We start from the raw sequence: 18,698 nt of genomic DNA, 5'->3' as shown, positions 1-18,698 counted from the left end.
CCCGTGCACGACGAAGTCGATGGCCAGTTCGCGGGTCTTGGGGTCCCAGGCCCGTACCGAGTAGGTGCGGGTCACGGGCCACTGGGTGCGGGGGAACTCGGCCCGTACCCGCTGGATGTCGAACGGCTCGGGGTAGCTGACCCCGTCCGGGGCGAAGAGCAGCTTGACGTAGTGGTCGGTGCACTCGTCCGCGGAGAAGGCGGAGAGCCCGTCGCCGCCGAGCACCACCCGCTGCATGTGCGGGGTGAGGCGCTCCGTGCGCACCACGCGCCCGACGTGCGTCATCGGTGGCTTGCGGGCCGGTCGCTCTGCCATGGCGGACTCCCTGATCGTGCTACTTAGGCTTGCCTAAGTTAACACCTCACGGGGAGAGGGTCGACCTCAGGCGGCCGAGGGACCCCCCGAGCCCCCAGCGCTCCGCGAGCCGGTCGAGCGCCTCCGGGGCGCGGGGGGCGCGCGGCAGTGCGGGGTCCACGACGGGCAGCGGGACCTCGGCGGCGACCCGGACCACCTCCGGTGCCACCGCCAGGTAGGGCAGCGCCTCGTGCAGCCTCCTGCGCTGGGTCGGGGTCAGTTTCGCGGTCGGTCGGTCGATCGCGGCCACGATGCCGGCGAGGTCGCCGAACTCGGCGAGCAGCTTGGCGGCGGTCTTCTCGCCGATGCCCGGCACGCCCGGCAGGCCGTCCGAGGGGTCGCCGCGCAACAGGGCCAGGTCCGCGTACCCGGCGCCCCCGACCCCGTACTTCTCGCGGAGCAGCGCCTCGTCGGTGAGTTGGAGGGTGCCCACCCCCTTGACCGGGTACAGCACCCGCACCCCCCGGGCGTCGTCCACCAACTGGTACAGGTCGCGGTCCCCGGTGACGATGTCCACCGGCCCCGTCGCCCGTGCGGTGAAGGTGCCGATGACGTCGTCCGCCTCGTAGCCCGCCACGCCGACCCGGGCGATGCCGAGCGCGTCCAGGACCTCCTCGATGACGGGCACCTGCGGGGACAGGGTGTCCGGCACCTCCTCCTCGTCGGGCCCGGTCGCCGTCTCCACCGCGACCCGGTGCGCCTTGTAGGAGGGGATGAGGTCGACCCGCCACTGCGGGCGCCAGTCGGCGTCCATGCAGGCGACGAGGTCGTCCGGGCGGTGGTCCTTGACCAGCCGGTCGATGAAGTCGAGCAGCCCGCGCACCGCGTTCACCGGGGTGCCGTCCGGTGCCCGCACCGACTCCGGGACCCCGAAGTAGGCCCGGAAGTAGAGGGAGGCGGTGTCCAGGAGCATGAGCCGTCGCGTTCCTTGAGTCACGTCCGCATCATGCCCCACGGCACTGACGGGGCCGCCGCATCCGACCCGTCGTGGTGCGCGGCGCCCAGCGGTCGACAGGTGACGCGTGTCACTTACACGTTTGTGTGCGGGGGGTCCGGGCAGGCGCGCCGCCGGAGTGACCCCGGCCCCGTCTCGACCCGCGCAGCACGGCCGCCGGGCGGCGGGCCGACCCCGCGGAACTCCACGGCCCGCCCGGGGGACGGCGGGCCGTACGTGGTTCGACCCGAGAGGTTCATGTGTCCAGGCTTGAAGCCGCACACCTGTACAAGGTGTTCGGAAGACGACCCGATTCCGCCGTCGAGAGGCTGCGCCGCGGCGCCGACCGGGAGGAACTGCGCGCGGACGGGGCCACCGCCGCCGTCATCGACGCCTCCTTCACGGTCGACCCCGGCCAGATCTTCGTGGTGATGGGGCTGTCCGGCTCGGGCAAGTCGACCCTGCTGCGGATGCTCAACGGCCTGCTCGCCCCCACCGCCGGGCAGGTCCGGTACGACGGCCAGGACCTCACCGCACTCGACCCCCGCGAGCTGCGCGAGGTCCGGGCCCGCAAGATCAGCATGGTCTTCCAGCACTTCGCCCTCTTCCCGCACCGCAGCGTCCTGGAGAACGCCGCCTACGGACTGGAGGTGCAGGGCGTGCCGCGCGCCGAGCGGGAGGAGCGCGCCGCCGAAGCCCTGTCCCTCACCGGTCTCGCCGGCTGGGACGCGAGCTGGCCGGACGAACTCTCCGGCGGCATGCAGCAACGGGTCGGGCTGGCCCGGGCCCTGGCCACCGACGCCGACCTGCTGCTCATGGACGAGTCGTTCAGCGCGCTGGACCCGCTGATCCGCCGTGACATGCAGGACCAGCTCCTGGAACTCCAGGCCCGGTTCAAGAAGACCATCGTCTTCATCACCCACGACCTCAACGAGGCCATGCGGCTCGGCGACCGGGTGGCCGTGATGCGGGACGGCCGCATCGTGCAGAGCGGCACCGCGCAGGACGTCCTGCTCGCCCCGGCCGACGACTACGTGGCCGCGTTCACCCAGGACGTCGACCGCTCCCGGGTGCTGACCGCGGCCGCCGTCATGGACGGGAAGCCGGTCGGCGACGAGGCCGACTGCTCCTGCGCCACCGCCCGCGTGGACACCCCGTTCACCGAACTGTGCCTGCTCAGCGCGCGCGTCCCGCACCCGGTCGCGGTGCTGGACGCCCGGCACCGGCTCGTCGGGGTGGTCCCGCGCCGCCGGCTGCTCGGCGTGCTCGGCGAGGAGGCCGGGCCGCCGCGGGCCGTCGCGCCCTGCGACGCGCCCCGCGCCGGGGCGGTGAACGCCGATGCCTAGGCTGCCCCTCGGCGACTGGGTCGACCACGGGGTCGACTGGCTCGTCACCCATCTGGCCTGGCTCTTCGACGCGCTCAAGAGCGTGGTCGAGGGCCTGTACGGCGCGGTGGACGCCGTCCTCGGCGCCCCGGAGCCGCTGCTCCTCGCGGGCGTGTTCGCCGTGCTCGCCTGGTGGCTGCGCGGTCTGACGGCCGGGGTCCTCGCCTTCGGCGGCTTCGCCCTCATCGACTCCCTGGAACTGTGGGACAAGTCGATGTCGACCCTGGCCCTGGTGCTGGTCGCGACCCTGATCGCGCTGCTCCTCGGGGTGCCGCTGGGCATCTGGGCGGCCCGCTCGCAGACCGTGAGCGCCGTCGTCCGACCGGTGTTGGACCTGCTCCAGACCATGCCGTCGATGGTGCTCCTGATCCCGGCCATCCTCTTCTTCGGCATGGGCGTCCCGGCCGGTGTGGTCGCCACGCTGATCTTCGCGATCGCCCCCGGGGTGCGGATGACCGAACTCGGCATCCGTCAGGTCGACACGGAACTGGTGGAGGCCGCCGAGGCGTTCGGCACCACCCCGCGCGACACCCTGTTCCGGGTCCAGCTCCCGCTCGCCCTGCCCACGATCATGGCCGGCGTCAACCAGGTCATCATGCTGGGCCTGTCCATGGTGGTCATCGCGGGCATGGTCGGCACCGGCGGCCTCGGCGGCGCCGTCAACGAGGCCATCGGCCAACTCGACATCGGCCTGGGCTTCGAGGCGGGCCTGGGCATCGTGGTCCTCGCCATCTACCTCGATCGGATGACCGGCGCCCTGGGCGAACGGCTCTCCCCGCTCGGCCGTCGCGCCGCCGCCAAGGCCCGCGCCGCCGGCGACCTGCGGATCTGGCAGCACCGCCCGCGGCCGGCGGTCGCCGTCGTCGCCGTCGTGGTGCTCGCCCTGGTCGCGGGCGGGACGAACCTCCTCGGCGGCGGGGCGAAGGACGCGAGCGCCGCCGGCATCGGCAAGGGCGAGAAGATCCGCATCGGCTACATCCCCTGGGACGAGGGCATCGCCTCCACCTACCTGTGGAAGGAACTGCTGGAGCGCCGCGGATTCGAGGTGGAGACCACCCAGTACACCGCCGGGCCGCTCTACACGGGCCTGGCCCAGGGGCAGATCGACTTCCAGACGGACAGTTGGTTGCCGGTCACGCACGCGGAGTACTGGAAGAAGTACGGCGACCGCCTCGACGACCTCGGCTCCTGGTACAGCCCGACCTCGCTGGAGATCACCGTGCCCTCGTACGTCGAGGGCGTGGAGTCGCTGGCCGACCTCAAGGGGAAGGCCGACCTGTTCGACGGGCGCATCGTCGGGATCGAGCCCAGCGCCGGCATGATGGGCCTGCTCAAGAAGGACGTCCTGGCCGACTACGGGCTCGACGGGGAGTACGAGGTCGTCGACGGCTCCACCCCGGCGATGCTGGCGGAGCTGAAGCGCGCCTACGCCAGGAAGGAGCCCATCGCGGTGACCCTCTGGTCCCCGCACTGGGCCTACAGCGACTACGACCTCAGGAAGCTCGCCGACCCCAAGGGGTCCTGGGGCGAGGGCGACGGGGTGCACACCCTCAGCCGGGACGGCTTCGCCGACGACCACCCCGAGGTGGGACGCTGGCTGAAGGACTTCGCCATGAGCGAGGAACAGCTCACCAGCCTGGAGGCGGACATCCAGAAGGCTGGCAAGGGCGAGGAGCAGGAGGCGGTCCGCGGCTGGCTCGCGGAGCGTCCGGAGCTCCTCGACACCTGGGCCCCGCTCCCCGCGGACGGCTGATCCGGACCGCCGGAGGGCCCCCGTCAACACGGTGCCTCGCCCTTCGGGGGGAATGGCGCGAGAATGTGGGGGAGCGGCACGCACCCGGGAGAATCGGGGCGGGCTTCGCCGTTCCGGCGGGGTCCGCCCCCTGCGCGTGCTCTACTGGCGACGTTTGTTTGCCGAACACGTGTGGGGTGCAGGTACTCCACGGGGCCGTGCCGGGCCCGAGCACCACGAACGAGCGGGGGAGGGAGCCGTCACCATGGACGAGAAGGAATCCTTTCGGGTGGGCGCGGCCGTCCGCCGCCGTCGTCGCTCCCTGGAGCTGACGCTCGCCGTGGTCTCCGCCCGCAGCGGGCTGTCCGTACCGTTCCTCAGCCAGGTGGAGAACGAGCGGGCGCGGCCCAGTCGGGCCTCCCTGGAGAAGGTCGCCGACGCCCTGGGCACCACCGCCGTCGAACTGCTCGCCGCCGCGGACCCGGCCTGCACGGTGGACGTGGTGCGCGACGAGGCCCCCGTCGAGGTGCCGGAGCGCGCCGACCCGTCCGCCGCACCCCCGCCCAGCCGGGTCCGGCCCCTGGTCAGGGGCCATCAGCAGCTGCACGCCACCGAGTTCACCGGCGACCACGACACCGCACGGGAGTTCCAGCACCGCAACGACGAACTGCTGTACGTCGCCGACGGGGCGGTGGAGATCGAGGCGGAGGGCCGCGCCTACCGCCTCGGCCGGGGCGACACCCTGTACCTCACCGGGGGCGTGCGGCACCGCTGGCGCGCCACCGAGCCCGACACCCGGGTCCTGGTGGTGGCCGTCGCCGAGCACATCGACGCCGTGCAGGACCGCAGGAGATGACTGCGGGTGGATCGGGGACCACGGTCCGCTCACTACGCTGATCCCGTGAAATCTGCCCGGATCGTCTCACTGGTCCCCTCGCTGACCGAAGCCGTGGCCGTGACCCTGCCCGGTGTGCTCGTCGGCGTCACCGACTGGTGCACCCAACCCGAGGGGCTCGACGCCGTCCGTCTCGGCGGCACCAAGAACCCCGACGTGCCGCGGATCGTCGACCTCGCCCCCGACCTGGTGATCGCCAACGAGGAGGAGAACCGCGCCCGCGACATCGCCGACCTGCGGGCGGCCGGCATCGAGGTCCTCGTCACCGAGATCCGCTCGGTGCAACAGGCGTTCCGCGAACTCGACCGGGTGGTCCGGGAGTGCGGTGCCGCCAGCCGGCCCGGCTGGCTGGACCTCGCCGAGTCGGTGTGGTCGGGGATGCCCGAACCGTGGGACCGGGTCACCGCGGTGGTCCCGGTGTGGCGGCGCCCCTGGATGGTGCTGGGCCGCGACACCTTCGCCGGCGACGTGCTGGCCCGGCTCGGCGTCGACAACGTGTACGCGGAACACAGCGACCGCTACCCGCACGTGCCGCTGGAGCGGCTCCAGCAGTGCGGTGCCGACATCGTGGTGCTGCCGGACGAGCCCTACCCCTTCGGCGAGGACGACGGACCCGAGTCCTTCGGGCTCCCCGCCGTCTGTGTCAGCGGACGCCACCTCACCTGGTACGGGCCGTCGATGGCGCAGGCGCCCGGCATGATCGGGGCGAGCCTGCGCGGTGTGCTGCGGAGCCTGTGAGCGGCTGTCGTCCCGTGCGGGACGACACCCGGTTCACCGGGGCGCGGCGGGCAACCGCCCCAGCGCCACCTCCCGGGCCGTGCGGGCCGCGGCCACCGCCCACGCCGCGGCCAGCCCCGCGTACAGCAGGACGGCCAGCACCCGGTAGCCGGCGGACCCGGTGCGGTCGGCCAGGGCCGCCGCGCCGGTCACACAGGTGCCCACCGGGAAGGTGAACGACCACCAGGCCATCGTGAAGCGCATGCCCCGCCGTCGGGCCCGTACCACCAGGGCCGTCGCCGCCACCAGCCAGCACACCGCGAACCCCAGCACCGGCACCCCGTACACCACGGTGAACGCGCCCCACCCGGGGGAGCCGGACTCCTCCGCGATCCGGTCCAGCGCCGTGGTGGACTGGCCCAGCGGCCCCAGCACCAGGAACAGCGTCGGGGTCAGCGCGAGCGGCGGCCCTCCGGTGGCCACCAGAGCCGCGCACACCGGGGGCAACAGCACCAGGGTGCCGAGCACGCCCGCCCCGAGCAGGACGAGGCAGCCGAACAGCAGCGGCTGCCGGGCCGGTGTCGGCAGGTGCGGCACGAACAGCGGCCCGGTGGCCGCCGACACCACCGGGGGCACCACCGTCAGCAACCACACCGGCGTCGGCCGCCGGCCGCTCCGCCGGGCCGCCGCCGCCAGTCGGTACGGCACGCCCACCGCCACCACCAGGCCCACGAGGGTGCCCAGCACCCACAGCACCAGCCCGAGCCGCACGCCGCCGGGCGTTCCCAGGACGTCCGGGCCCAGTGTCGCGGCGCCGCCGCCGACCGCGAGCAGCGCCATCGCCAGACAGCCGTAGAAGGGGGCCACCGCCGGGTCGTCCAGGTGTGCACGGGCCTGGTCGGGATGGCGGCGCCAGTGCCGTGCCCGCGCCGCGACCAGCACCACCAGCACCACCAGGGACAGCGACCACAGCACCCGCCAGAGCAGGGGCGCCCCGGGGGCGACCTCGGCGCCCGCCGTGGCCAGGATCGCGGTGCCCATCACGGTGGCGTACCAGTTCGGCCCGAGGTGACGGACCGAGCGGCGCGCTCCGCCGCCCGGTGCGGGCCCGGCACGGCGGCGTGCCGGGGGCGGGGCGGGGGGTGCGGGCGGGGGTGCGGTCGCGGCGGGGGCCATGCCCCCACCGTCCTCCGGGCGCACCCGGCTCACCAGGGGGTTCCTCGCTATCAGGACATAAGCTGAGCTGATGAGCGAATCCACCGGGGGAGTCGGCGGTGCCCCGCCGCGCACTCCGCTCGCGCACCGGGTGCCCGACCTGGGCGCGCTGGAACTGCTGCTGGCGGTGGCGCGACTGGGCAGCCTGGGCCGGGCGGCCCGGGAGCTCGGCATCACCCAGCCCGCCGCGAGCGGTCGGATCAGGGCGATGGAGCGGCTGCTGGGGGTGACCCTGGTGGACCGATCGCCGCGGGGTTCGCGGCTCACCGAGGCCGGGGCGCTGGTCACCGACTGGGCCCGACGGGTGGTCGAGGCGGCGGAGGCGTTCGACGCGGGCACCCAGGCGCTGCGCGGCCGGCGCGACTCCCGGCTGCGGGTGGCCGCGAGCATGACCATCGCGGAGTACCTGCTGCCCGGCTGGCTGATCGCGCTGCGCACCCAACGCCCGGACACCGCGGTGTCGTTGCTGGCCGGGAACTCGACGGCGGTCGCCGAGCGCCTGCTGTCCGGCACCGCCGACCTCGGGTTCGTCGAGGGCGTGGGGGTGCCGCCCGGGCTGGACACCGCGGTGATCGCCCACGACCGGCTGGTCGTGGTGGTCCCGCCCGCGCACCCCTGGGCCCGGCGCCGGCGTCCGGTGTCCGCCGCCGAGTTGGCCGGGACGCCGCTGATCCTGCGGGAGGAGGGGTCGGGGACCCGGCAGGTGCTGGTGGCGGCCCTGGGGGAACTGGCCCGGCCGCTGATCGAACTGTCCTCCACCACCGCGGTCAAGGCCGCCGCGGTCAGCGGGGCGGGCCCGGCGGTGCTCAGCGAACTCGCGGTGGGGGAGGAACTGGCCGCGCGCCGGCTGGTCGCCGTCCCGCTGCGGGACGTCACCCTCACCCGCGCCCTGCGGGCCGCCTGGCCCACCGGCCCCCGCCCCACCGGACCCGCCCGCGACCTGCTGGCCCTCACCCGCTCCCGGGGGTGAGTCCGGCGGCCCGGACCAGGTCCCGCACCACGCGCAGGTCCTCGCCCGCCTCCGGGTGCCACTGCACCCCCAGCACCCAGGACGGCCCGGGGCGCTCCACCGCCTCCACCGTGCCGTCCGCGGCGTACGCGGAGGCGACGAGCCCGTCGCCGAGCCGGTCCACGGCCTGGTGGTGGTAGGTCGGCACCTCGGTGGTGCCCGGGGCCAGCGCCGCGTAGCGGGTGCCCGCCACCGCGGTCACCGGGTGGGCGCCGAAGTCGCCGACCCCACCGGTGTGCCCGTCCAGGTGCTGGAGCAGGGTGCCGCCGAGGGCCACGTTCAGCAGTTGCATCCCCCGGCAGATGCCCAGCAGCGGGGTCCCCGCGGTCAGCGCCGCGTGGATCAGGGCGAGTTCCCAGGCGTCCCGCTCCCGGGCGGGCGGGCCGGTCCGGGGGTCCGGGTCGGCCCCGTACCGTCCGGGCTCCACGTCCGGGCCACCGGCGATCACCACCCCGTCCAGCCGCGCCACCGCCGCCGCGGCGCGCGCGGGATCGTCGGGCGGCAGCAGCACGGCGAGCCCCCCGGCGTCCTGCACGAGCCGGGGGTACCCCAGCGGGAGCAGCACCGCCTCCGACCGCCACACCCCCCAGCGCGCTTCCTCCCGGTAGGTGCTCACTCCGATCAGGGGTCCGTTCACCACGGCCTCCACTCCTCGCTCGTTCTCGTTCCCGCGGGTCGGTCCGCCGCGGTGGCCCCGAGCGGTCACCGCAACTCGGCCTCGGCCGCGGCCAGCGCGGCGAACTCCTCCTCGGGGGCCCGGGCCACCAGCCGGTCCTTGCTGTAGACGCCGAAGTAGGCCAACGCCGCGCCGTAGACCAGCAGGGCGATCACGGCGGCCGTCACGTCCACCAGGAAGGTGGCGACCAGCGCCGCGCAGGCGAGGACCAGGGCCACCGAGGAGGTGGCCGTCCCGCCCGGGGTGCGGTAGGGCCGGGACAGTCCGGGTTCCCGTCGCCGCAGCACGATGTGGGACAGCGACATCAGTGCGTAGGAGATGGTCGCCCCGAAGACCGCGACGTTCAGCATCCCGGCGCCGTCACCGGTCGACGCCGCCAGGCCGAAGCCCACCGCCCCCGGCACCAGCAGCCCCAGGTAGGGGGCCTTGCGGCGGCTGGTGAGGGAGAGGAAGCGCGGCAGGTAGCCCGCCCGGGAGAGGGCGAACAGCTGCCGGGACCCCGCGTAGATCAGCGAGAAGAACGAGGCGATCAGCCCGGCCAGCCCGGCGTAGTTGACGATCCGGCTCAGCGTGGTGGGCTCCCCGTCCGGCTGGAGCGCCGCCACCAGCGGGTTGCCCGCGTCCTGGATCGCGGCGGAGCCGCGGGCGCCCGTCGAGGCCAGGAAGGTGAGCAGCGCCAGCACCACCAGGACGCCCATGGACCAGATGATCGCCCGGGGCAGGGTGCGCGCCGGGTCGCGGGTCTCCTCGGCGGCCAGCGGTACCCCCTCGACCCCGAGGAAGAACCACATGCCGAACGGGAAGGCCGCCCAGATGCCGAGCAGCCCCATCGGCAGCCAGGAGTTGGCGCCGAACGCCTCCGGGTCCACCGGGATGTCGTTCAGCCCGGAGGCGTCGAACTCGGTGAACGCCCCGATCGCGAAGACCAGCAGGGCGGTCACCGCGATCCCGGTGACCACGAAGCTGAACCGCAGCGCCTCCCCGACGCCCCACAGGTGGATGCCTATGAAGACCACGAAGCACGCCAGGTAGACCGGCCAGCCCGAGGTCAGTGCGAACAGCCCCAGCGACTCGACGTAGTCACCGATGAAGATGGAGATCGCGGCGGGTGCCAGGACGTACTCGATGAGGATCGCGGTGCCGGTGAGGAACCCGCCCCAGGGGCCGAGCGCACGACGGGCGAAGCCGTAGCCGCCGCCCGCCGTGGGCAGGATCGACGACAGTTCGGCCAGCGAGAACACCATGCACGCGTACATCACACCCATCAGCAGCATGGCGATGGCGAGTCCGCCGAAGCCGCCCTCGGCCAGGCCGAAGTTCCAGCCGGAGAAGTCGCCGGAGACGACGTACGCCACGCCGAGACCGGTGAGCAGCAGCCAGCCGGCACTGCCCCGGCGCAGGGCCCGGCGGGCGAAGTAGGCGTCCTGGCCGTCCCCGGACCCGGGCGACGGGGACTTCAGGGGCTTCAGGGTCATGGCGGGGCTCCCCACTGGTGCGACACCTGGGCGGGCTCAATGGAACGAGGCCATACCTTTGCGCCGCGGATGGGGAGTTGGCAAGCCCCCTGCGCCGGTCCCGCCCGGACCGGACCGGCTAGCCGAGGAAGCCGCGCAGCAGGGACGCGGTGCCCTCGCAGTGCTCGCGCATCACCGCGCGGGCCCCGGGCGCGTCCCCGGCGAGCACCGCCGCCACCAGCGCGCTGTGCTGCTCCTGGCTGTGCTCCAGGTTGCGCACCAGCAGGGGGATGCAGTCCAACAGGTCGTTGACCCGGGCCCGCACCGCGGCGTACTGGGCGGTGAGGCTGGGGGAGCCGGAGAGTTCGGCGAGGGTCAGGTGGAGCAGGGTGTCCCGCCGCCGGTAGTCGGCGGGCGCGGCGTCCCCGGTGGCGGCCAGGGCGGTGCGCAGGCGGTCCGCGCCGGTCCGGTCGAGCTCCCGTCCGGCGCACAGTCCCGCCGCGCCGACCTCCAGCACCTCCCGGAACCGCAACACGTCCTCGACGTCCACCCCGGCGACCCGCCGGCGCAACTCCGCCTCCCCGGGCGCACCGCCCCGGGGCAGCACAAACGTTCCGCCGTACCGACCGCGCCGCGACTCCACCAGGCCCTGGTCGGTGAGCACCTTCAGGACCTCGCGCAGGGTGACCCGGCTGACCCCGAGCCGTTGCGACAGCTCCCGTTCGGACGGCAGCCGTTCGCCCTCCGGCACCAGTCCCAGGCGGACCACCTGGAGGACCTGCTCCAGCGCCTCTTCGAAACCGTTCCCGGCCCGCACCGGGCGGAGTATCGGAGTCAGCCGGTCGTCGGCGTCCTGCCCCATCCGAGCGCACCCCCTTCCCCATCAATGGTTCTCGTGCATACCTTATGTGCTCCGGCTGACCGAAGGAGGCCCGCCCGTGGCAGACCGCACACCCCCGCTCGCGGTCGAGGAACTGCGCGCCCTCGTGGCGAGCGGTGAGATCGACACCGTCGTCCTGGCCTTCCCCGACATGCAAGGACGGCTCCAGGGCAAGCGGTTCGCCGCCGGCTTCTTCCTGGACGAGGTCCTGGCGCACGGCACGGAGGGCTGCACCTACCTGCTCGCCGTCGACACCGAGATGAACACCGTCGACGGCTACGCCATGTCCTCCTGGGACCGCGGCTACGGGGACTTCGCCATGCGGCCCGACCCGGCCACCCTGCGCCTGTTGCCCTGGCACCCGGGCACCGCCCTCCTCCTGGCCGACCTGGCCTGGCACGACGGCTCACCGGTGGTCGCCGCGCCCCGGCAGATCCTGCGCCGCCAACTCGACCGGCTCGCCGCCCACGGCTGGAGCGCCCGGGCCGCCACCGAGCTGGAGTTCATCGTCTTCGAGGACAGCTACGAACGGGCCTGGGACACCGGCTACCGCGACCTCACCCCGGTCAACCGGTACAACGTCGACTACTCCGTCCTCGGCACCGGCCGGGTGGAACCCCTGTTGCGCCGCATCCGCAACGACATGGCCGGCGCCGGCCTGACCGTCGAGTCGGCCAAGGGCGAGTGCAACCCCGGTCAGCACGAGATCGCCTTCCGCTACGACGAGGCCCTGGTCACCTGCGACCAGCACGCGGTCTACAAGACCGGGGCCAAGGAGATCGCCGCCCAGGAGGGCGTCTCCCTCACCTTCATGGCCAAGTACAACGAGAAGGAGGGCAACTCCTGCCACGTCCACCTCTCGCTCACCGACGCCGACGGCCGCCCCGTACTGGCCGGCGACCCGACGACGGACCCGTACGGCATGTCCCCCGTGATGCGTCACTTCCTCGCCGGACAACTCGCCGCCCTGAGGGACTTCTCCCTGCTGTACGCCCCCCAGATCAACTCCTACAAACGCTTCCAACCCGGCTCCTTCGCCCCCACCGCCGTCGCCTGGGGCCCGGACAACCGGACCTGCGCCCTCCGGGTCGTCGGCCACGGCCCCTCGCTGCGGTTCGAGAACCGGCTGCCCGGCGGGGACGTCAACCCCCACCTCGCCGTCGCCGGTCTGATCGCCGCCGGACTGCACGGCGTCGAGCAGCGCCTCGAACTGCCCGAGCCCTGCACCGGCAACGCCTACACCGCAGGCCACGCCCAGGTGCCCACCACCCTGCGCGAGGCCGCCGAACTCTGGACCGCGAGCCCGATCGCCCGCGCCGCCTTCGGGGACGAGGTCGTCGACCACTACCACCACGCAGCCCGGGTCGAACTCGCCGCCTTCGACGCCGCGGTGACCGACTGGGAGCTGCGCCGCTCCTTCGAACGCCTGTGAGGAACGCCGTGCCGAACCCCCCGCACGAGCCGTACGAACTGACCGTCCTCAACCCGGCCACCGAGGAGGTCATCGCCACCGTTCCCGGCGCCACCGCCGACGACGTGGACCGGGCCGTGCGCCGCGCCGCCGCGGCCCAGCGGACCTGGGCCGCCCTCGCCCCCGGCGACCGGGCCCGCGCCCTGCGCCGCTTCGCCGCGGTCGTCGACGCGCACGTGCCCGAACTGGCCGCCCTGGAGGTCCGCGAGGCCGGACACACCCTCGGCAACGCCCGCTGGGAGGCCGCCAACGTCCGCGATCTGCTGGACTACGCGGCCGGCGGGGTGGAACGGCTGATGGGGCGCCAGATCCCGGTCCCCGGGGGACTCGACGTCACCCTCCTCGAACCCCTGGGGGCGGTCGGCGTCATCGCCCCGTGGAACTTCCCGCTGCCCATCGCGGCCTGGGGCACCGCCCCCGCCCTCGCCGCCGGCAACGCCGTCCTCCTCAAGCCCGCCGAGACCACCCCGCTCACCGCGCTGCGGCTCGCCGAACTCGGCCTGGAGGCCGGTCTGCCGGACCACCTCTTCCAGGTGCTGCCCGGTGCCGGTGGCGTCGCCGGCGACGCCCTGGTCACCCACCCCGGCGTCGCGAAGATCGTGTTCACCGGCTCCACCGCGGTCGGCAAGTCGATCATGGCCAAGTGCGCCGACCGGTTGAAGCGGGTCACCCTCGAACTCGGCGGCAAGAGCCCCAACGTCGTCTTCGCCGACGCCGACCTGGAGGCCGCCGCGGCCAGCGCCCCGATGTCCTTCCTCGACAACAGCGGGCAGGACTGCTGCGCCCGCACCCGCATCCTGGTCCAGGAGTCCGTCCACGACCGCTTCCTCGACCTGCTCGCCCCCGCCGTGCACGCGGTACGGGTCGGCGATCCCGCCGACGAGGACACCCAGATGGGCCCGCTGATCTCCCGCGCCCAACGCGACCGGGTCCGCGGCTACGTCCCCGCCGACCACCCCGGCATCCGCGGCCGGTGCCCGGACGGACCCGGCTTCTGGTTCCCGCCCACCATCCTCACCGACCTCGCCCCCGACGCGCCCGTCGCCGTCGAAGAGGTCTTCGGCCCCGTCGCCGTGGTGCTCCCGTTCCGCGACGAGGAGGACGCCGTCCGCCTCGCCAACGCCACCGAGTACGGGCTGTCCGGCTCGGTGTGGACCCGGGACGTGGGCCGCGCGCTGCGCGTCTGCGGAGCGGTCGCCGCCGGCAACCTCTCGGTGAACTCCCACTCCAGCGTCCGCTACTGGACCCCGTTCGGCGGCTTCAAGCAGTCCGGGCTCGGCCGCGAGCTCGGCCCCGACGCGCTCGCCGCCTTCACCGAAACCAAGAACGTCTTCCTCAGCACGGAGGTCTGAGCCATGACCGACACCCCCCGCGGCACCGCCGCCGACGGCACCTGCCGGCGCCTGGTCGGCCGCACCGCAGTCATCACCGGAGCCGGCAGCGGCATCGGACTGGCCACCGCCCGCCGACTCGCCGCCGAGGGCGCGCACGTGGTCTGCGGGGACATCGACGAACGCGCGGGCCGGGCGGCGGCCGAGGAGGTCGGCGGCACCTTCGTCCTGGTCGACGTCACCGACGCCGACCAGGTCGAGGCGCTCTTCCGGACCGCCCACGACACCTACGGCTCGGTGGACATCGCCTTCAACAACGCCGGCATCTCGCCCCCCGACGACGACTCCATCCTCGACACCGGACTGGAGGCGTGGCGCCGGGTCCAGGAGGTCAACCTGACCTCCGTCTACCTCTGCTGCAAGGCCGCCATCCCCTACATGCGGCGCCAGGGCAAGGGTTCCATCATCAACACCGCCTCGTTCGTGGCCCGGATGGGCGCGGCCACCTCCCAGATCTCCTACACCGCGTCCAAGGGCGGCGTCCTCGCCATGTCCCGCGAACTGGGCGTCCAGTTCGCCCGCGAGGGCATCCGGGTCAACGCCCTGTGCCCCGGACCGGTCAACACCCCGCTGCTGCGGGAACTGTTCGCCAAGGACCCCGAGCGGGCCGCCCGCCGACTGGTGCACGTACCCGTGGGCCGGTTCGCCGAGGCGGAGGAGATCGCCGCCGCCGTCGCCTTCCTCGCCAGCGACGACGCCTCGTTCGTCAACGCCACCGACTTCCTGGTGGACGGCGGGATCGCCGGGGCGTACGTCACGCCGCTGTAGGGCGGACGGTGCGCGTCCCGGCCCGGGCCGGGACGCCGCACGGTCACAGCGAGCCGAGGTCCGCGGCGATCCAGGACTGCGGACGCATCCGGATCATCACCTGTTCGCCGAGGTCCCGCTCGGCGAACTCCAGGTACGCCGCCGCCTTGTCGGCGGGCAGGTAGCGGGCGACCAACTCGCGGTGGCGCGCGTCGGTGACCGGGGCCGTCTCCACGACCGGCCCCTCCACCGACACGTACCGCACGGTCGGCTCGGTGCGCTCCACCAGCAGCGTGAACCGTCCGGCCGCGGCGATCAGCTCGGCCTTGCGCGAGGTGGCCCCGGTGAGGATCCAGACGTCGCCGCCCCGTTCGTACTGGTACCAGATCGGCACCGAGACCGGTCCGCGGTTCGGATCGCCCGAGTCCACCGAGAGGGCCGCGATGCGGGGCTCGGCGAGGAACTCCTCGCGTTCCGCCGGCGTGAGTGGCATGGAATCTCCTTGCTGACGTGGGCCGTTCCCCGGTCGGGGCAACGGGCGCGTTCGGGGAGCACCGGTCGCCCTTGCCGCACGGCACACCGGTGACCCACCGTAACCCGCTGCCCCTCCCGCACCCCGAGGTTTCCCGGCGGTGCGTCGGGAACCGGCCACGGCCCGCGGGCCTCCCGGACGGGGGGACGTACCGGGCAGATGCCACCAGTGCCGCGACCGGCTCCCCGGCGAAGGTCATCAACCCGTAGAGTGACGCCCACGCAGACGAACGGCCGGACGGCGGGCAGCCCCCGACGACCGGTCAACCCGCCCCGCGGCCCCTGCCGCGGACGGGAGCGATGAACGTCCGTGGCCCGACCACGGCGTGTGACGGCGGGCGGCCGTCCGCGCCGCTGCCGGGCCGCCGGGGGAGGGCCCGGCACCGCGGACACCGAACCCTTCCGGGCGGTCGGCGCGACCCGCCCGGGGCACCGGACGGGGCACGCCCCGCCCCGCCCCGGACACGGCCCCGACGACCCGCGGGAGGTCACCCGGGCGGCGCGCCCGGAACGGGCGAACCGGTCCGAGGGGACCGGCCGGAAAACGGGGGGCGCATGAGCACGGACACGACCGGGCCCGCCCCCGTGCCCCCGCCCACCCCCGCACCGCCGCTGCCGTTCCCCACCGCCCCCGCCCCCCCGCCGCCCTTCCCCAGCGTCGCCCCGCACCCGCCCCGCCCCTCGGCGCCCCCGCGCCCCGCCCACGCCCCCCATCCGGGGGTCGGTCCCCACGCACCCGGCACGCACCCTTCGATCGGGGCGAGTTCGGCCTCCGACGTCCACGGCGCGTACCCGTCGCTGGATACTCGAGGGGTGTTCGACGTTCGCGGAATGGCTGACGACAACCCCGTCCCGGCACGCCCGGGGACCGCCGGCACGCCCGGTCGGACCCGGCCCGACCAGGTCCCCGCCCCCGGTGCGCCCGCCCCGGGGCACGGCACGCCCCCGCCCCCGGTCGCCTCCGCCCGCTTCCCCGACGAGCCGCCCCCCGAGCCCCCCGCCGCCCGGCCGCCGTACAGACCCGTGCCGCCCGCCGGCACCCCCGGCGCCGAACTGCCGGGTACCGGGCCCGCGCACCCGCCGCGCTCCCCGCGCCGTCCGCCGGCCCCGCGCACCGTCCCGCGCGCCGGCGCATCCGGCTACGGGTACGACCGGTCCGCCCGGTTCGACGCCCCCTTCGACGCCCCGCCCCCGAGCCAGGGGCGTCCGTCCCGGCCCGACCCGCGCGGCCCGGCAGGGGCGGGATACGACGACGAGCCGCTCCATCGACTGCCCGCCGACGCGCTGCACCCGCTGCGCGCCCCCGTCGACCGGGAGGACGGCGAACTCCGGGGCTTCGCCCGCTACCGCGCGGCCACCGCCACCGCCTGTGCCATCCTCGGCTTCGGCCTCATCGGTGGTGCCGTCACCGGGAGTTGGCTCACCGAGGACAGCAACGCCGCCCCCGGACCGGCCGACCGCTTCGCCGCTGCCGCGGAGCTGTGGCACGACACCCCCGTCGACGGCCTCTTCCCCCCCACCGTGCGCGGCGACGAGGCCGGCCCCGGCGGCGCCGACCGGATCTGGAAGCGGGTCGCCGTCGCCCCCGACAGCACCTGCGGCCCCGGCCTCGACCCGCAGTTGCGCAAGGCCCTCGCCCCCGCCGGGTGCGAACGGCTGGTGCGCGCCACCTACACCGACGCCACCCGGAGCCATCTGACCACCGTCGGCCTGCTGTTCACCACGACGGACGCCCCCGGCATGGACCGGTTGCACACCCGCTTCTCCGAACAGGGCCTCGACCGGCTGCGCGAACTGATGCCCCGCGCCTACGGCCCCGAGGGCACCCCCGCCGCCGGATTCGGGGACCCGCAACGGGCCACCTGGACCCTGTCCGTCCTCACCGACGTGCCGGTCGTCGTCTTCGCCGTGTCGGGCTTCGCGGACGGCCGGGTGGTCCCCGACCCGGAACCGGCCGCCGAGGCCGCCCGCGGGGACGGCACCTCCGCCCCCGCCCAGTCCGGCCTCGGCCACGAGGCGAAGGGCCTGGCCGACCGCATCGAGCGGGCCCTGCGCACCCGCATCACCGTGACCACGGAGCAGACCTCATGACGTCACGGCACCGACCGATACCCCCGCCCCGGGCCACCGGGGCACCGTCCCGCGCGGCCACGGCCGTCCTGTGCGCGGCCCTGAGCACCGCCCTCGGGCTGCTGCCGACGAGCGCCGCCCACGCCGACAACGTCCGCGCCCGGCAGCAGTGGAGCCACGAGGCGCTGCGGGTCTCCGAGGCGTGGCGCACCACCCGGGGCGCGGGCATCACCGTCGCCGTCCTCGACACCGGGGTCGACGACCTCCACCCCGACCTCGCCGGCAACGTCCTGCCCGGCAAGGACCTGATCGGGTTCGGCGCCCGCCGCGGCGACCGGCCCTGGGCCCGGCACGGCACCGCGATGGCCGGGATCATCGCCGGACACGGCCACGGGATCGGCAACGCCGACGGGGTCATGGGCATCGCGCCCGAGGCGAAGATCCTGCCGATCCGGGTGATCCTGGAGGACGGCGACCCGGCCCGCAAGAAGGCCCGCGACACCCGGGGCACCGCCCTCGCCGAAGGCATCCGGTGGGCCGCCGACCAGGGCGCCGACGTCATCAACCTCTCCCTGGGCGACGACTCCGCCTCCGCCCATCCCGAACCCGCCGAGGACGCGGCCGTCCGGTACGCCCTGAGGAAGGGCGCCTCGGTCGTCGCCTCGGCCGGCAACGGGGGCGAGAAGGGGGACCACGTCTCCTACCCCGCCGCCTACCCGGGCGTCATCGCGGCCACCGCCGTGGACCGGTTCGGCACCCGGGCCCCGTTCTCCACCCGGCGCTGGTACGCGACCGTCAGCGCACCCGGCGAGGACGTCGTCCTGGTCGACCCGGACCGCGACTACTACGGGGGCTGGGGCACCAGCGCCGCCGCCGCCTTCGTCTCCGGCGCGGTCGCCCTGATCCGGGCCGCCCACCCCGACCTCGCCCCCGCCCAGATCAAGCGGCTGCTGGAGGACACCGCCAGCAACGCCCCGGAAGGCGGCCGGGACGACTCCCGCGGATTCGGCATGGTCGACCCCGTCGCCGCCATCGCCGAAGGCGCCGCGGTGGGCCCCGTGCCCCGCGCCGGGGACCACCCCACCCGCTACTTCGGCCCCGGCCCGGACCGCCCCGCACCGCAGGAGGACCACCGCTGGGTCGGACCGTTCGCCGGTGGGATCGGGGTCGCCCTGCTGGCCGTGGCGGTCATCCTCTGGCGCCGCCGCCCGGCCTGACCGGGGCGCCGGCACCGGAC

At 74.6% G+C, this 18,698-nt stretch carries 17 protein-coding genes; 10 read left to right on the top strand and 7 right to left on the bottom strand.

The genetic code is table 11. From position 1 onward, the window contains the following. Together ABT092_RS25870 and ABT092_RS25865 are read right to left on the bottom strand one after the other, a co-directional pair. Positions 1-315: siderophore-interacting protein (locus ABT092_RS25870; RefSeq protein WP_351247884.1), on the bottom strand; the 315-nt coding region annotated here is incomplete at its 3' end. Positions 316-361: 46 nt separating this feature from the next. Then, positions 362-1,267: a 5'-3' exonuclease gene (locus ABT092_RS25865; protein WP_351247892.1), complete on the bottom strand. Its 906-nt coding sequence runs from the start codon at positions 1,265-1,267 to the stop codon at positions 362-364. A 281-nt stretch (positions 1,268-1,548) separates the two neighbouring features. Between ABT092_RS25865 and ABT092_RS25860 the strand changes: the two genes are divergently transcribed. The 4 genes from ABT092_RS25860 (at position 1,549) to ABT092_RS25845 (ending at position 6,038) form a co-directional block, all read left to right on the top strand. Further along, entirely contained in the window at positions 1,549-2,634 is a 1,086-nt protein-coding gene (locus ABT092_RS25860; protein ID WP_351247882.1) for a quaternary amine ABC transporter ATP-binding protein, read from the top strand. After that, complete coding sequence (locus tag ABT092_RS25855; RefSeq protein ID WP_351247880.1) at positions 2,627-4,426, top strand: ABC transporter permease/substrate binding protein; 1,800 nt, start codon at positions 2,627-2,629, stop codon at positions 4,424-4,426. The genes ABT092_RS25860 and ABT092_RS25855 overlap by 8 nt, the downstream gene beginning before the upstream one ends. Before the next feature lie 244 nt (positions 4,427-4,670). Beyond that, positions 4,671-5,261 (top strand): helix-turn-helix domain-containing protein, encoded by a 591-nt coding sequence (locus ABT092_RS25850; protein WP_351247878.1) that lies wholly within the window; start codon positions 4,671-4,673, stop codon positions 5,259-5,261. A gap of 45 nt (positions 5,262-5,306) precedes the next feature. Further along, positions 5,307-6,038: a helical backbone metal receptor gene (locus tag ABT092_RS25845; RefSeq protein ID WP_351247876.1), complete on the top strand. Its 732-nt coding sequence runs from the start codon at positions 5,307-5,309 to the stop codon at positions 6,036-6,038. 33 nt (positions 6,039-6,071) lie between these two features. Here the strand turns inward: ABT092_RS25845 and ABT092_RS25840 are convergent, their stop codons facing one another. Continuing rightward, a complete protein-coding gene (locus ABT092_RS25840; protein WP_502968506.1) occupies positions 6,072-7,193 on the bottom strand; it encodes an SLAC1 family transporter in 1,122 nt (373 codons plus the stop codon). Positions 7,194-7,263: 70 nt separating this feature from the next. On the opposite strand from ABT092_RS25840, the gene ABT092_RS25835 reads away from it, so the two are divergent. Next, positions 7,264-8,202, top strand: a complete 939-nt coding sequence (locus ABT092_RS25835; protein ID WP_351247872.1) for a LysR family transcriptional regulator — start codon at positions 7,264-7,266, stop codon at positions 8,200-8,202. Here ABT092_RS25835 and ABT092_RS25830 read toward each other — a convergent pair. The 3 genes from ABT092_RS25830 to ABT092_RS25820 all read right to left on the bottom strand — a co-directional run bounded on the left by ABT092_RS25830 (position 8,183) and on the right by ABT092_RS25820 (position 11,233). Next, positions 8,183-8,878 carry a gamma-glutamyl-gamma-aminobutyrate hydrolase family protein gene (locus ABT092_RS25830; RefSeq protein ID WP_351247890.1) on the bottom strand — a complete coding sequence of 232 codons (696 nt, stop codon included), beginning with the start codon at positions 8,876-8,878 and terminating at the stop codon, positions 8,183-8,185. The genes ABT092_RS25835 and ABT092_RS25830 overlap by 20 nt on opposite strands. Before the next feature lie 65 nt (positions 8,879-8,943). Continuing rightward, positions 8,944-10,392 carry an ethanolamine permease gene (gene eat, locus ABT092_RS25825; RefSeq protein ID WP_351247870.1) on the bottom strand — a complete coding sequence of 483 codons (1,449 nt, stop codon included), beginning with the start codon at positions 10,390-10,392 and terminating at the stop codon, positions 8,944-8,946. A gap of 118 nt (positions 10,393-10,510) precedes the next feature. Then, entirely contained in the window at positions 10,511-11,233 is a 723-nt protein-coding gene (locus ABT092_RS25820) for a FadR/GntR family transcriptional regulator (RefSeq protein WP_351247868.1), read from the bottom strand. Between the two features lie 76 nt (positions 11,234-11,309). Between ABT092_RS25820 and ABT092_RS25815 the strand changes: the two genes are divergently transcribed. The 3 genes from ABT092_RS25815 to ABT092_RS25805 are packed head-to-tail and all read left to right on the top strand — an operon-like array spanning position 11,310 to position 14,881. Beyond that, a complete protein-coding gene (locus ABT092_RS25815; RefSeq protein WP_351247866.1) occupies positions 11,310-12,683 on the top strand; it encodes a glutamine synthetase family protein in 1,374 nt (457 codons plus the stop codon). Positions 12,684-12,691: 8 nt separating this feature from the next. Continuing rightward, positions 12,692-14,074 (top strand): aldehyde dehydrogenase family protein, encoded by a 1,383-nt coding sequence (locus ABT092_RS25810; protein ID WP_351247864.1) that lies wholly within the window; start codon positions 12,692-12,694, stop codon positions 14,072-14,074. 3 nt (positions 14,075-14,077) lie between these two features. Beyond that, the gene (locus tag ABT092_RS25805; RefSeq protein WP_351247862.1) at positions 14,078-14,881 is read left to right on the top strand and encodes a 3-oxoacyl-ACP reductase; all 804 of its coding nucleotides are present in this window, start codon (positions 14,078-14,080) and stop codon (positions 14,879-14,881) included. A 43-nt stretch (positions 14,882-14,924) separates the two neighbouring features. Here the strand turns inward: ABT092_RS25805 and ABT092_RS25800 are convergent, their stop codons facing one another. Further along, a complete protein-coding gene (locus ABT092_RS25800; protein ID WP_351247860.1) occupies positions 14,925-15,353 on the bottom strand; it encodes a pyridoxamine 5'-phosphate oxidase family protein in 429 nt (142 codons plus the stop codon). An 869-nt stretch (positions 15,354-16,222) separates the two neighbouring features. Between ABT092_RS25800 and ABT092_RS25795 the strand changes: the two genes are divergently transcribed. After that, positions 16,223-17,482 carry a hypothetical protein gene (locus ABT092_RS25795; protein ID WP_351247858.1) on the top strand — a complete coding sequence of 420 codons (1,260 nt, stop codon included), beginning with the start codon at positions 16,223-16,225 and terminating at the stop codon, positions 17,480-17,482. Further along, positions 17,479-18,678: a type VII secretion-associated serine protease mycosin gene (gene mycP / locus ABT092_RS25790; RefSeq protein WP_351247856.1), complete on the top strand. Its 1,200-nt coding sequence runs from the start codon at positions 17,479-17,481 to the stop codon at positions 18,676-18,678. The genes ABT092_RS25795 and mycP overlap by 4 nt, the downstream gene beginning before the upstream one ends. Positions 18,679-18,698 lie beyond the last annotated feature (20 nt).

This window comes from Streptomyces sp. NPDC002490, assembly GCF_040296045.1.
Classification (GTDB): domain Bacteria; phylum Actinomycetota; class Actinomycetes; order Streptomycetales; family Streptomycetaceae; genus Streptomyces.
Note: the sequence above shows the minus strand (reverse complement) of the source record. Positions and strands in the feature narration are given on the sequence as shown.